We start from the raw sequence: 13,045 nt of genomic DNA, 5'->3' as shown, positions 1-13,045 counted from the left end.
CCGTGCCCGACGCCGTCGCCGCGCCGAGGGGCGCCGATCGCCGCCGCGCGTGAGGATGGGCCCATGACGAACGACACGGAGCAGGAGACGGCTGCCGACGAGACGTTCGACGTGATCGTGATCGGCGGCGGCCCCGTCGGCGAGAACGTGGCCGACCGCGCGGGCCGCACCGGGCTGAGCGTCGCGCTGGTCGAGGCCGAGCTCGTGGGCGGCGAGTGCTCGTACTGGGCGTGCATCCCGTCGAAGACCCTGCTGCGCCCGGGCGCGGTGCGCGCCGAGGCGCGCGGCGTGCCGGGCGCGGACGTCGCCGACGGGCTCGACGTCCCCGCGATCCTCGCGCGCCGCGACACGATGGTCGCCGACTGGGACGACGCCGGGCAGGTCTCGTGGGTCGAGGGCGCGGGCATCACGCTCGTGCGAGGGCTCGGGCGGATCGTCGGGCCGCGCCTCGTCGAGGTCGTCCCCGAGGACGCCGACGCCGACCCGGACGGGCTTCCGCGGGCCCGCCGGCTCGCGGCGCGGCACGCGGTGGTCGTCGCGACGGGCAGCGTCCCGGTGCTGCCCGACGTCCCCGGGCTCGCCGACGTCAACCCGTGGACGAGCCGCGAGGCGACCTCCGTCGAGGAGGTGCCGGAGTCGATCGCGATCGTCGGCGGCGGGGTCGTCGCCGCGGAGATGGCGTTCGCGTTCACGGACCTCGGGTCGCGCGTCACCGTGCTCTCGCGCGGGGGGATGCTCGGGCGCACCGAGCCGTGGGCGGGCGAGGCCGTCACGGCGTCGCTGCGCGACCTGGGCGTCGACGTGCGGCTCGGCGTCACCACCGAGTCCGTCGAGCCGCTGCCCGACGGCGGCGCGCGCCTCACGCTCGCCGCGGCACGCTCGCGCGGGGACGACGCGCCGGACCTCTCGCCCGTCTCCGCCGCGCGCGTGCTCGTCGCGACGGGGCGCGTCCCGCGCACGCACGACCTCGGCGTCGACGCCGTCGGGCTCGCCCCCGGGCGCGCGCTCACGGTCGACGACACGATGCTCGTCCAGGGGCTCGCCGAGGACGCCGGGACCGGGTGGCTCTACGCGGCGGGCGACGTCACCGGGCGCGTCGCGACGACCCACCAGGGCAAGTACCAGGGCCGCGTCGTCGGCGACGTCGTCGCGGCGCGCTTCGGCGACGCCGGCACCGAGGGAGCCCCGACCGCGGGGGAGGAGCCGCCCGCCGTCGGCGCCGCGCCCGAGCCGTGGTCACGCTTCGCCGCGACGGCCGACGCCGTGGCCTCGCCCCAGGTCGTCTTCACGCGGCCCGAGGTCGCCGCCGTCGGGCACACCGAGGCGTCGGCGCGCGACGCCGGGATCGACGTGCGCGTCGTGCGCTACGACCTCGCGAACGTCGCGGGCGCGTCGGTGCGCGCCGCGGACTACGCGGGGAGCGCCCAGCTCGTCGTGGACGCCGCGCGCGAGGTCGTCGTCGGGGCGACGTTCGTGGGCCCGGACGCCGCGGAGATGCTGCACGCCGCGACGGTCGCCGTCGTCGGCGAGGTCCCGCTGCGGCGCCTGTGGCACGCGGTGCCGTCGTACCCGACCGTGAGCGAGGTCTGGCTGCGCTTCCTCGAGGAGTACGGGCTGTAGCCGCCGGACGACGTCCGTGGGCCGGTCGCCCGCGCGCGCCCGCGGTCGCCTAGGCTCGGGTGCGTGACGACCGAGACCTCCGCCCCGCGCGTCGCCCTCGCGACGTGCTCCGTCCTCCCGCACCTCGACCCCGACGACGCCCCGCTCGTGCGCGCGCTCGACGCGCGCGGGGTCGCCGCCGAGCCCGCGGTGTGGGACGACCCCGACGTCGACTGGTCGGCGTTCGACGCCGTCGTCGTGCGCTCGACGTGGGACTACTCCGCCCGTCGCGACGAGTTCGTCGCGTGGGCGGCGCGCGTCCCGCGCATCCTCAACACCGAGGCCGTGCTGCGCTGGAACACCGACAAGGGGTACCTGCGCGAGCTCGAGGCCGCGGGTGTGCCCGTCATCCCGACGCTCTGGCTCGACCCGGCGCGCAACCTGTCCTCGCGCGCGATCCACACGCGCCTGCCCGCGCAGGGCGACTTCGTCATCAAGCCCGTCGTGAGCGCCGGCGCGAAGGACACCGGCCGCTACCAGGCGGGCGAGGCGCACTCGCGAGGGCTCGCGATCCAGCACGCGAAGAACCTGCTGGTCTCGGGCCGAGAGGTCATGGTGCAGCCGTACGTGACGAGCGTCGACACCGCGGGCGAGACCGGGCTCGTGTTCGTCGACGGCGAGTTCTCCCACGCCGTGCGCAAGAACGCGCTCCTCACGGGCCCGCACCGCCCCACGCGCGGGCTCTACCAGGAGGAGGAGATGAGCTCGTTCACCGCGAGCGAGGAGCAGCTCGACGTCGCGCGCCGGGCGCTCGCGGTCGCGGCGGGAGCCGTCGGCGGCGGGGACGTGAAGGGCTTCCTCTACGCGCGCGTCGACGTCGTCACCGGCAACGACGGGGGCGTCGTCGTCATCGAGCTCGAGCTCACCGAGCCGTCGCTCTTCCTCTCCCTCGCCCCGGGCTCGCTCGACCGGTTCGCCGACGCGATCGCGGCACGCGCCGCGCGCTGAACCGCTCCCGACCTCGCGTCCAGCCGCACGCGCCACGGCGGCCCGCCCCGGGCCCGGGACGGGCCGCCGTGGCGCGTGCGGGGACGGCTCAGGCGAGGCCGTTCTCCGCGAGCCAGTCGGCCGCGATGTCCGCGGACGAGCGCTGCTCCTCGGTGGACTGCACGTTGAGGGCGACGAGGCCCTCAGGCGTGAGCGCCGCGCTCACGGGGTTGATGACGTCCGCGATCTCGTCGGCGAGGTCGGCGTTGACGAGCGGCACGACGTTCGACGCGAGGAACAGGCCCTCGGGGTCCTCGAGCGTGACGAGGTTCTCGGTCTGGATGCGCGGGTCGGCGCTGAACACGTTCGCCACGTTCACCGTGCCGGCGACGAGGTCCTGCACGGTCGTGTCGCCCGTCGCGACGAACGACACGTCGACGCCGTACACGTCCTTGAGCCCCTGCGGGCCGTACGGGCGCTGCTCGAGCTCGGCGGGGCCGCCGAGCGTGAGCGGCACGTCGAGGTCCGCGAGGTCCGCGATGCTCGTCAGGCCGTTCTCCGTGGCGAACGACTCGGTGACGTTGTAGGAGTCCTGGTCGGTCGCGCTCGACTGGTCGAGCACGGTCAGCCCGTCGGGCAGCGCCTCCTGCAGCGCGGCGTACACGTCCTCGGGCGAGGTCGCCGTGGCGTCGGGGTCGAAGAACTGCAGGAGGTTGCCCGTGTACTCGGGGAAGAGCTGGACCTCGCCGTCCTCGAGCGCGGGCATGTACGCGTCGCGCTGGCCGATCGAGAAGTTGCGCTCGACGGTGAAGCCCTCGGCCTCGAGCGCCTGGGCGTAGATCTCGGCGATGATCTCGTTCGAGTAGTACGCCTGGGAGCCCACGACGATCGCGTCGGACGAGGCGCTGCCGCCGTCGAGCGGGTCGGAGCCGCTGCAGGCGCCGAGGGCGAGGACGGCGGTCGCGGCGGTCGCGACGAGGGCGGTGCGTCGGATGGTGCGCATGTGTCTGCCTTTCTGAGGGCCGTCCCGGGACCGGGAGGGGAGTGGGTCGGGGCCGCGGCGCGGTCGGCGGGGGAGCGCCGCGGGTCAGGCGGTCGTGGGGTCGGGGAGGCGCCGCCTGCGCCGTGCCGGGGCGTCGTCCGGGGCGCGGCCGGCGGCCACGCCGCGCGGCACGACGACCCGTCGCAGGATCGCGAACAGCGCGTCGAGGACGACGGCGAGCACCACGATGAGGAGGGCCGCCCCGAGGATCTGGGAGAAGTCGCGGATCTGGATGCCCTGGACGATGTAGAAGCCGAGGCCCCAGTTGCCGACGTAGCCGGCGAGCGTGACGGTCGCGACCACCTGGAGCGTCGCGGACCGGAGCCCGCCGATGAGCAGCGGGAGCCCGAGCGGGACCTCCGCCTTGAACAGGACCTGGCGACCGGTCATGCCGACGGACCGCGCGCCGTCGACCACGCGCCGCTCGACGGCCTCGACGCCCGCGTAGGCGCCCGCGAGGATCGGCGGGATCGCGAGCAGCACGAACGCCGTGACGGACGCGGCGACCTTGTGCGTCACGCCGAGCACGAGCACCAGGAGCAGCACGAGGCCGAACGAGGGGACCGCCCGCGCGGCGCCCGAGAGCGCGACGGCGATCTCGCGCCCCCGCCCGGTGTGGCCGATCGCCCAGCCCGCGGGGATCGCGACCGCCGCGGCGATCAGCACCGCGACGAACGTGAACGCGAGGTGCGTCCAGATCGCCTCCGGCAGCGGGAGCGCGCCGGTGAGCCGGTCGGGGGAGAAGATCCAGGCGACCGCGTCGGCGAAGACGTTCATGCGCGCACCTTCCGGGACCAGGGCATGAGCGCTCGCCCGGTGAGCACGAGCAGCAGGTCGACCACGAGCGCCACGAGCACGACCGCCACGACGCCCGCGAGGATCTCGGCGACGATCTGGCGCTGGTAGCCGTTGGTGAACAGGTAGCCGAGGTTGTCGATGCCGATGAGGATGCCGACGGTCGCGAGCGAGATCGTGGAGACGGCCGTGACGCGCAGCCCCGCGAGCACGACCGGCCCGGCGAGCGGCAGGTCGACCTGCCAGAAGCGCCGCCACGGGCCGTAGCCCACGGCGAGCGCCGCCTGCCGGACCGTCGGGTCGACGGACGCGAGCGCGTCCGCGACGAACCGCGTCATGATCGCGACCGCGTAGATCGTCAGCGCGACGACGAGGTTGACCTCGGACAGGAAGCTGATCCCGAGCAGCGGGGGCAGGAGCGCGAACAGCGCGAGCGACGGGATCGTGTAGAGCAGCCCGACGACCGTGAGCACGAGCCCGCGCGTGAGGCGGAACCGGAACGCGAGCCAGCCCGCGGGGATCGACACGAGGAACCCCAGCACGATGGGCAGCACGCACTGGCGCAGGTGCTCGACCGTGAGGCGGCCGATCAGGTCGAGGTTGTCGAGCACCCAGGTCATGCGCCGTCCTCGACGAGGTCGTCCACCAGCACGCCCTGGGTGCGGCCGCGGCCGTCGACGAGCACCGTCCCGTGGTCGGTGTGCTTGGTGCGCAGCGCCCGGGCGCCGCGGTCGGCGCCGATGAAGCTCGCGACGAACTCGCTCGCGGGGTTCTCGAGGATCTCGCTCGGGGACCCGATCTGCGCGACCTGCGCGCCCTTCTCGAGGATGACGACCTGGTCGCCGAGCAGGAACGCCTCGTCGACGTCGTGCGTGACGAACACGACGGTCTTCTCCAGCTCGCGCTGCAGCCGGATCGTCTCGGTCTGCAGCTCGGCCCGGACGATCGGGTCGACGGCGCCGAACGGCTCGTCCATGAGCAGGATGTTCGGGTCCGCGGCGAGCGCGCGCGCCACGCCGACGCGCTGCTGCTGGCCACCCGAGAGCTGGCTCGGGTAGCGGTCCGCGAGGCCGCGGTCGAGGCCGACCGTGTCGAGGAGCTCGAGCGCGCGCTCGCGCGCGGGCCCGCGCGGCGTGCCCTCGAGGCGCAGGACGGTCGTGACGTTGTCCACGACCTTGTGGTGGGGGAGGAGCCCGCCGTTCTGCAGGACGTACCCGATGCTCCGGCGCAGCTTCACCGGGTCGCGGTCGAGGATCGACGCGCCGTCGATCTCGATGACGCCCGAGGTCGGCTCGACCATGCGGTTGATCATCCGCAGGAGCGTCGTCTTGCCGCTCCCCGAGGACCCGACGAGCACCGTGGTGCGGTGCGGCGGGATGACGAGGTCGAAGTCGGCGACCGCCGCCGTGCCGTCGGGGTACGTCTTGGTGACCGATCGGAACTCGATCATGGGGCGCTGCCTCCCGACAGTCGGTGAACGGCTTCCACCCAACCACGACCGCGACGCGGTCTGCGAGCGCAATGCGTCGCCTGCCTCAGACCGTACGACGCCCCACCGACACGCCGCACTCGCACCGGTACGTCGGCTTCGCGCCCTCGACGGCGCCGCGGCCGTCCGGAACTCCCGTGACGCGCGTCACCGGGAGACCTATCGTGAGCGTGTGCCGCCGCCGGACGCCCTGCTCGCCTTCGCGCTCGCGTCGCTCGTGATCGTCGTGGTCCCGGGCCCCAGCGTGCTCTTCGTCGTGGGCCGCTCGCTCTCGCTCGGGCCCCGGGGCGGCGTCCTCAGCGTGCTCGGCAACGAGCTCGGCGCGCTCACGCTCGTCGCCGCCGTCGCGCTCGGCGTGGGCACCGTCGTCGCGACGTCCGTCGCGGTGTTCACGGCCGTCAAGTTCGTCGGCGCCGCCTACCTCGTCTACCTCGGCGTCCAGGCGGTCCGGCACCGGCGGGACGGTGCGGTCGACGTCGCCGTCGCGCCCGCGCGCGAGCCGTGGTGGCGCGTCGTGCGGCAGGGCTACGTCGTCGGCGCGACGAACCCCAAGACCATCGTGTTCTTCGTCGCCGTCCTGCCCCAGTTCACGGACTTCCACGCCGGGCGGGTGCCGGCCCAGATGATGGTGCTCGGCCTCGTCTTCACCGTGATCGCGTTCGTGTGCGACGGCGCGTGGGCGCTCGCGGCCGGGGCGGCCCGGGCCTGGTTCGCGTCCTCGCCCGGGCGCCTGAGCGCGGTGCGCGCCACGGGCGGCGGCATGATGGTCGGCCTCGGCGGCCTCCTCGCCGTCGCGACGCACCGCAGCGCCTGAGCCGCCGGGACGTCCCGGGACGCGACACGGCAGGACGCGACGAGGGCCGGTCTCCGTACGGAGACGGGCCCTCGTCGTCTGGGGTGAGTAACGGGACTTGAACCCGCGACCCCCTGGACCACAACCAGGTGCTCTACCAGCTGAGCTATACCCACCATGCGGGACGTGCCCACGCGACCGGCGCGTGGAGCACCGGCCGTCGAAAAGTGTACCCGTTCCGCGGGGTGCTCCAGGACGCCCCGGCCGGGTCAGGCGTCGGTCGTCCCTGTGACGGTGGCCACGGACTCGTCCGCGGCCGGTCGGGTGCGTCCCCGGGCCACGCTCGTCGCCACGACCTCCTCGGCGAGGCGGCGCGCCGTCGCGGAGTCCGGGCCGGGCTGGGGGACGAACACGGCGGCGCGGTAGTACCGCAGCTCGTCGATGCTCTCGAGGATGTCCGCGAGCGCGCGGTGCCCGCCCTGCTTCTCGGGCGACGCGAAGTACGCGCGCGGGTACCAGCGGCGCGAGAGCTCCTTGACGGACGAGACGTCGATGATCCGGTAGTGCAGGTGGCTCATCAGAGCCGGCATGTCGCGGTCGAGGAAGCCCTTGTCGGTCCCGACCGAGTTGCCCGCGAGGGGCGCCCTGCCGGGCTCCGGGACCCACGTGCGGACGTAGTCGAGCACGCGCTGCTCGGCCTCGGCGAGCGTGAGCCCCTCGTCGAGCTCGTCGAGCAGGCCCGACGTCGTGTGCATCTGGCGCACGAAGTCGCCCATCTGCGCGAGCGCCTCCGCGGGCGGTCGGACCAGGACGTCCACCCCCTCGCCGAGCACGTTGAGCTCCGAGTCGGTCACGACGGCGGCGACCTCGACGAGGGCGTCGGCGCCCAGGTCGAGCCCGGTCATCTCGCAGTCGATCCAGACGATGCGTTCGTTCGCGTTCACAGGACTCACCCGCACAGCCTAGTCGTGGCGTGCGGCCCGTCCCCGCGCGCGCCCGGCTCCGCCGCGAGGGCCGGTACGACGAAGGCCCCGGCGGTCCGGTCCACGGTGGGTCCGGACGGCCGAGGCCTTCGACGAGGTGCGCCGCCGCCTGTCGGGGTCGGACCCCGGCCCGGCGAGCGGTCGGTGCGCGTCATGCGGAGCGGCGCGGCAGGCGGGCCTGCCGGGTGTGCGCCGGGACGCGGGTCGTGGTGCGGCGCAGCTGCGACCGGCGCAGGGTCTGCTCCTGCAGCTGCTCGCGACGGCTGAGGGCCGCCACGTCGTACGTGATCAAGGGATGCATGGTGAGTGCTCTCGTGACGCTGGGTTTCGTGGGTCTGGCCGGACCCTCCACCGCCCGGTACGGACCGGACGGACGCCACCGCGGTGTGCTCCTAGAGGACCACGCGCGGCGGGGGCGGCGCACGGCTTTTCCGCCACGAGCGTCGGAGTGCCCCGCACGACGCCGCCCGGCCGGCCTGCGTGGTCGGTCCACCCTGCGTAGCCTCCGGGCATGAGTCCGAGAGGCGGGGGAGCGGGAGGCGCGCCGGTGCGCGAGGTGCTCGCACGGGTGTGGCCGGGGCTCGTGCTGGTCCTCGTCGGCGCCGTGGGCTTCGTCGTCCTGCTCGACGCCGTGCGCGACCAGGACGACCTCTGGCTGCTCGACGACCCCCTGCTCGCCTGGATGGTCGCGCAGCGCTCGCCCGTCGCGACGACGGTCCTCACCGTCGTGACGACCGTGTCCGGGCCGTACGTGCTCCCCGTCCTCGTCGCGCTGGGCTGCGCGCTCTGGGCCTGGCGCTCGGGCACGTGGTGGGAGCCCGGCATGCTCGCGGGGGCGATGGTGCTGTCCACGCTCGTCTCGACGGTGCTCAAGGCGGTGGTCGCGCGCCCGCGGCCGCCCGACGCGTCGATGGTCGTCGCGGGCGTCGAGCGCTCGTTCTCCTTCCCGTCCGGCCACACGATCGGTGCCGCGACGCTCGTGCTCGTCGGGGGCTACCTCGTGTGGCACCGGCACCACGACGGGCGGGTGCTCGCCGTCTGGGTGGCCGTGTCGGTGGTCGTCGTGGGCGCGGTCGCCCTGAGCCGGCTCTACCTCGGGTACCACTTCCTCACGGACGTCCTGGCGGGGATGGCGCTCGCGGTGGCGGTCCTCGGCGTCGTGGTCGTCGTCACACGCCTGCACGACGCGCGGGCGGGCGGGCGCCGGCGCGTGGCCGCCCGGCCGGCGGGAACGGACGGCGGCGTTCGCTAAAGAAGTCTTGCGCAAGAACCCTTTCGTGAACTAGCGTGCTCGCATGAGCACGTCAGGAGCCGCGCCGTCCGGCCCGCGGCAGACCGCCGGTCAAGTCGTCGCCACCGACCCCGCGAGCATCCGGGCCCTCGCCCACCCGCTGCGCCTGCGCATCCTCGCGATCCTCGACGACGAGGGCGAGGTCACCGCGACGCGCTGCGCCGAGGTCACGGGCGAGTCCGTCGCGAGCTGCTCGTTCCACCTCCGCATGCTCGCTAAGTACGGCTACGTCGAACCCGCAGAGCGGCGCGGCAAGGAGCGCCCGTGGCGCTCCGTCGGACGCGGCCGCCAGACGCGCTTCGACCCCGACGTCCCGGAGTCGCTGCACGCGGCCGGCGCCGTGGCGGGCCTCGTGCTCGACCAGGAGGCCGACCGGGTCCGCGCGTGGCTCGCCGCGGCGCCCGCCGAGGACCCGCAGTGGCTCCTCGCCTCGACGATGAGCGGTGCGTCGTTCTACGCGACGCGCGAGGAGCTCGACGCGCTCGCGCGCGAGGTCGAGGCGCTCACCGACCGCTTCGCCGGCCGCTGGGACGACCCCTCCCTGCGACCCGCGGGCGCACGCCCCGCGCGCCTGTTCGCCGTCGTCAACGCCGACCCCCGCAGGACCCCCCGATGAGCGCACCGGACGGACCGGCGGGCACCACCCCGACCGGCACGAGCGCGAGCGGCACGGCGGCGAGCGGCGTCGCGCCGACCGGGACGACGGCCGGTCCGGCCGAGGACGCCGCCGCAGGCCCCGCGCGCGCCGCGCTGCGCGGCCGCCCGTTCCGCCTGCTGTCGGTGGCGTGGGCGTTCACGAACTTCGCCGACTCCGTCCTCGCGATCATCCTCGCCGTGTGGGTCAAGGACCTCACGGGGTCCAACGGCGCCGCCGGCCTCGTGTTCGCCGCGCTCGGCCTGCCGGCGCTCGCGTCGCCGTTCCTCGGGCAGCTCGCCGACCGGGTCTCGCGGCGCCGGATGCTCGTCGGGGCGTACGCCGTCGGGGCGCTGAGCGTGCTCGCGCTGCTCGCCGTGCGGGGCCCCGGGCAGGTGTGGCTCGTGTTCGTCGTCACGGTGCTCTACTCGACCGTCGGCTTCGCGACGGCCGCTGCCCAGTCGGGTCTCGTGCGAGACATGCTGCCCGACGACGCGCTCGCGCCCGCGAACGGCCGCCTCACGACGATCGACCAGGTGTTCCGCCTCCTCATGCCGGTCGTCGGCGCCGGCGCGTACGCGCTCGCGGGGGTGTGGCCGCTCGTCGCCGCGGCGTCCGTCGCGTTCACGGTCGCGGCCGTGCTCGTCGGGCGCATCCGGGTCGCCGAGACCCCGCCGACCCCGGCCGACGAGCGCGAGCCCTACCTCGGCGAGGTCACCGCGGGCTTCCGGCACCTCGTGCGGACCGCGCCGCTCGGCGTCCTCACGCTCGCGCTCGTCGTCGCGTTCGCGGCCGTCGGCTTGCTCAACGCGGTGAGCCTCGCGATCGTCGAGCACGGCCTCGGCCTCCCCGCGGCGCTCCTCGGCCCCATCGCGTCCGTCCAGGCGCTCGGGGCGATCGTCGCCGGGCTCACCGCGGCCCGGCTCGTCGCCCGCTGGGGCGCGCAGCGCGTCGTCGCGCTCGGCCTGCTCGTGCTCGCGCTGGGCATCGTCCCGACGACGGGCACGAGCGTCGCCGCGATCGTCGTGGGGCTCGGCGGGGTCGGGCTGGGCGTGACGTGGGCGGTCGTCGGGTTCGTCACCGAGCGCCAGCTCCGCACGCCCGGCACCCTCCAGGGCCGTGTCGCCGCCGCGAGCACGATGCTGCTCAACGTCCCGCAGCTCGTCCTCACCGTCGTGGGCGCGGCGCTCCTCGGGGTGCTCGACTACCGCGTGCTGCTCGTCGTCACGGTCGCCGGGGTCGTCGTCGCCTCGGGTCTCGCGCTGCGCGGCCGCCGCGCCGCCGCGGCGGTCGCCGAGTAGGGCGCGGCGTCGGCCCCGGGTTCAGTCGTCGAGACCGCGGGCGCGCAGCGCGTCCCCGAGCGCGTCGGCCTGACGCAGGGCCCCGACGACGAGCGGGACGGCGTAGGCGCGCACGTCGCGCTCGCGGCCGCGGGCCCGGCACGCGTCGCGCACGCGGTGCGCGAGCGCGGTCACCACGGGGACGCACCGCACGGCGAGCGACAGGACGAGCGCGAGCCGGCCGACGTCGACCCCCACGCGCGCGAGCGGGCGCAGGCCCCGGCCGATCGCGGCGAGCACGGCGGACGTGCGCGTCGTGAGCAGCACGAGGCCCGCGAGCGCGACGAGCGCGACGAGGCGGGACGTGAGGACGAGCGCGGGCACGGGACCGAGGGTGAGCCACTGCACCGCGAGCAGCACGGGCACCACGAGACGCAGGGGCCGCACCTGCGCCCAGGCCGCGCGCAGGCCCACGCCCGCGACGGCGTACAGGGCCGCGACGGCGCCGACGACGGCCGCGACCGTCCCGGGCGACGTCGCCGCGAGCGCGACGGCGGACACGCCCGCGAGCCCGGCGAGCTTGGCCCCCGCGGGCGCGCGGTGCACGAGCGACGTGCCCGGGCGGTACGTGCCGGGCGTCACGACGGCCGCCCGTGCGGCGCGACGTGCACGGCGGGCCTCGGCGCGGGCGAACCCGTCACGACGCGCCCCGGCGGCTCGCGGGTGCGGCCTCGTCGACGAGGCGCCGGTAGTGCGCGACGGCCGGCCCGGGTGCGTCGTCCGCCACGACCCGCCCGTCGTCGACGACGAGGACGCGGTCCATCGCGTCCATGAGGGTCAGGTCGTGCGAGACGAGGACGACCTGCTGGGGCAGGGCCGCGAGCTCGGCGGCGAACCGGCGCGTGTTGCGCAGGTCGAGGAGCGTCGTCGGCTCGTCGGCGACCACGAGGCGAGGGCGCGCCGCGAGGACGGACGTGAGCGCGAGGAGCTGCTTCTGCCCGCCGGACAGGAGGTGGGCGGGGTGGTCGGCGTGGTGGGCGAGGCCGCGCGCCGCGAGCGCGTCCCGCACGATCCGGTCGCGCTCGGAGGCGGGCACGCCGCGCACCGAGTACGCGACGTCCTCGGCGACGGTCGGCATGACGATCTGCGCGTCCGGGTCCGTGAACACGAACCCGGCGCGGCGCCGGACCGCCGCGCCGTCGCGACGTGTGTCGAGCCCGTCGACGAGCACGCGTCCCGCCGTGGGGACCACGAGCCCGTTGAGCAGGCGCGCGAGCGTGCTCTTGCCCGAGCCGTTGGCGCCGACGATCCCGACGCGGCGCTCGGTGAGCTCGACGTCCACCCCGCGCAGGACGTCGCGCTCGCCGAGCCGCACGTGCACGTCCTCCAGCCGGACGACGCACCCCGTCGCCGCGTCGGCGGTCACGGCGCCGGCGGGCACGACGCCCGAGGGCACGGCGTCGGCCGGGACCGGGGGAGCGGCGCCGGGCGTGCGCGCCCCCCGGTCGGCGTTCCGGCGGCGGGCGGCCGCGACCGCGCGCGCGATCACCGGACCACCTCCACGAGCGCGGCGACGCCGAGCCCGCCGCCCACGGCCGCGGTCGCGAGGCCGAGCGTCCCGGCGGGGGCGCCCGCGCGCACGAGCCGCGAGAACAGCCGGACGATGACGAGCGCACCGCTCGCGCCCCACGGGTGCCCGAGCGCGAGCGCGCCGCCGTCGGCGCACACGCGCGCGTCGTCCGCGGCGTCGCCGAGCGGGTCGAGCCCCAGCGCGTCCGTGACCGCGAGCACCTGTGCGGCGAACGCCTCGACGACCTCGACGGCCGCCACGTCGTCGAGCGCGACGCCCGCGCGGGCGAGCACGGCCCGGACGGCGGGCACGGGCCCCCAGCCGGGCAGCGCGGGGTCGCAACCGACCGTCGCGGACGCGAGCACGCGCAGGCCTGGTGCGCCCAGGTCGCGGCGCACTCGCTCGGGCACGACCGCGACGGCCGCGGCCCCGTCGCTCACGGGGCTCGCCGTCGCCGCGGTCACGGTCCCGTCGGGCGAGAACGCGGGCACGAGCCGGGCGAGCACGGCGGGGTCGAGGCGGCGCGCCCGCTCGTCGCGCGCGAGCGCCCGCCGCGGCGCGCCGAGCCGCACGGTCTCCGCG

The 13,045-nt window shown here is 75.7% G+C and carries 15 protein-coding genes and 1 tRNA gene; 6 read left to right on the top strand and 10 right to left on the bottom strand.

What is annotated here, in order from left to right; all coding sequences use genetic code 11:
* The first annotated feature begins 63 nt into the window (after positions 1-63).
* The gene (locus GYH36_RS11980; protein ID WP_162289951.1) at positions 64-1,620 is read left to right on the top strand and encodes a dihydrolipoyl dehydrogenase family protein; all 1,557 of its coding nucleotides are present in this window, start codon (positions 64-66) and stop codon (positions 1,618-1,620) included.
* A 63-nt stretch (positions 1,621-1,683) separates the two neighbouring features.
* Positions 1,684-2,607 carry an ATP-grasp domain-containing protein gene (locus tag GYH36_RS11975; RefSeq protein WP_162289950.1) on the top strand — a complete coding sequence of 308 codons (924 nt, stop codon included), beginning with the start codon at positions 1,684-1,686 and terminating at the stop codon, positions 2,605-2,607.
* Between the two features lie 88 nt (positions 2,608-2,695).
* Here the strand turns inward: GYH36_RS11975 and GYH36_RS11970 are convergent, their stop codons facing one another.
* The 4 genes from GYH36_RS11970 to GYH36_RS11955 all read right to left on the bottom strand — a co-directional run bounded on the left by GYH36_RS11970 (position 2,696) and on the right by GYH36_RS11955 (position 5,873).
* Entirely contained in the window at positions 2,696-3,589 is an 894-nt protein-coding gene (locus GYH36_RS11970) for an ABC transporter substrate-binding protein (protein WP_162289949.1), read from the bottom strand.
* Positions 3,590-3,673: 84 nt separating this feature from the next.
* A complete protein-coding gene (locus tag GYH36_RS11965; RefSeq protein ID WP_162289948.1) occupies positions 3,674-4,405 on the bottom strand; it encodes an ABC transporter permease in 732 nt (243 codons plus the stop codon).
* Positions 4,402-5,043 carry an ABC transporter permease gene (locus tag GYH36_RS11960; protein WP_155099262.1) on the bottom strand — a complete coding sequence of 214 codons (642 nt, stop codon included), beginning with the start codon at positions 5,041-5,043 and terminating at the stop codon, positions 4,402-4,404. The genes GYH36_RS11965 and GYH36_RS11960 overlap by 4 nt, the downstream gene beginning before the upstream one ends.
* Positions 5,040-5,873, bottom strand: coding sequence for an ABC transporter ATP-binding protein (locus GYH36_RS11955; RefSeq protein ID WP_155099263.1), 834 nt, complete (start codon positions 5,871-5,873; stop codon positions 5,040-5,042). The genes GYH36_RS11960 and GYH36_RS11955 overlap by 4 nt, the downstream gene beginning before the upstream one ends.
* 211 nt (positions 5,874-6,084) lie before the next feature.
* Here GYH36_RS11955 and GYH36_RS11950 point away from each other — a divergent pair, with 211 nt between their 5' ends.
* Positions 6,085-6,726, top strand: a complete 642-nt coding sequence (locus GYH36_RS11950; protein WP_312028614.1) for a LysE family translocator — start codon at positions 6,085-6,087, stop codon at positions 6,724-6,726.
* 79 nt (positions 6,727-6,805) lie between these two features.
* On the opposite strand, the gene GYH36_RS11945 is transcribed toward GYH36_RS11950, so the two are convergent.
* The 3 genes from GYH36_RS11945 to GYH36_RS11935 form a co-directional block, all read right to left on the bottom strand.
* Positions 6,806-6,881: transfer RNA gene (locus tag GYH36_RS11945), tRNA-His, on the bottom strand.
* 93 nt (positions 6,882-6,974) lie between these two features.
* A complete protein-coding gene (orn, locus tag GYH36_RS11940; protein ID WP_024842159.1) occupies positions 6,975-7,658 on the bottom strand; it encodes an oligoribonuclease in 684 nt (227 codons plus the stop codon).
* A gap of 181 nt (positions 7,659-7,839) precedes the next feature.
* Positions 7,840-7,989, bottom strand: a complete 150-nt coding sequence (locus GYH36_RS11935; RefSeq protein WP_155858612.1) for a hypothetical protein — start codon at positions 7,987-7,989, stop codon at positions 7,840-7,842.
* A gap of 210 nt (positions 7,990-8,199) precedes the next feature.
* Between GYH36_RS11935 and GYH36_RS11930 the strand changes: the two genes are divergently transcribed.
* The 3 genes from GYH36_RS11930 to GYH36_RS11920 are packed head-to-tail and all read left to right on the top strand — an operon-like array spanning position 8,200 to position 10,914.
* Entirely contained in the window at positions 8,200-8,940 is a 741-nt protein-coding gene (locus GYH36_RS11930; RefSeq protein WP_162289947.1) for a phosphatase PAP2 family protein, read from the top strand.
* Positions 8,941-8,983: 43 nt separating this feature from the next.
* The gene (locus GYH36_RS19320; RefSeq protein ID WP_203231795.1) at positions 8,984-9,595 is read left to right on the top strand and encodes an ArsR/SmtB family transcription factor; all 612 of its coding nucleotides are present in this window, start codon (positions 8,984-8,986) and stop codon (positions 9,593-9,595) included.
* Positions 9,592-10,914 (top strand): MFS transporter, encoded by a 1,323-nt coding sequence (locus GYH36_RS11920; RefSeq protein WP_162289946.1) that lies wholly within the window; start codon positions 9,592-9,594, stop codon positions 10,912-10,914. Before GYH36_RS19320 ends, GYH36_RS11920 begins: the two co-directional genes overlap by 4 nt.
* 21 nt (positions 10,915-10,935) lie before the next feature.
* On the opposite strand, the gene GYH36_RS11915 is transcribed toward GYH36_RS11920, so the two are convergent.
* From GYH36_RS11915 to GYH36_RS11905, 3 genes are all read right to left on the bottom strand, one after another.
* Positions 10,936-11,535, bottom strand: coding sequence for an energy-coupling factor transporter transmembrane component T family protein (locus GYH36_RS11915; RefSeq protein WP_162289945.1), 600 nt, complete (start codon positions 11,533-11,535; stop codon positions 10,936-10,938).
* Positions 11,536-11,590: 55 nt separating this feature from the next.
* Positions 11,591-12,283, bottom strand: coding sequence for an energy-coupling factor ABC transporter ATP-binding protein (locus GYH36_RS11910; protein WP_162289963.1), 693 nt, complete (start codon positions 12,281-12,283; stop codon positions 11,591-11,593).
* A 155-nt stretch (positions 12,284-12,438) separates the two neighbouring features.
* On the bottom strand, positions 12,439-13,045 hold a 607-nt coding region (locus tag GYH36_RS11905; RefSeq protein WP_446661272.1), incomplete at its 5' end, for a thiolase family protein.

Origin of the sequence: Cellulosimicrobium composti (genome assembly GCF_010287905.1) — a bacterium.
GTDB lineage: Bacteria > Actinomycetota > Actinomycetes > Actinomycetales > Cellulomonadaceae > Cellulosimicrobium > Cellulosimicrobium composti.
Note: the sequence above shows the minus strand (reverse complement) of the source record. Positions and strands in the feature narration are given on the sequence as shown.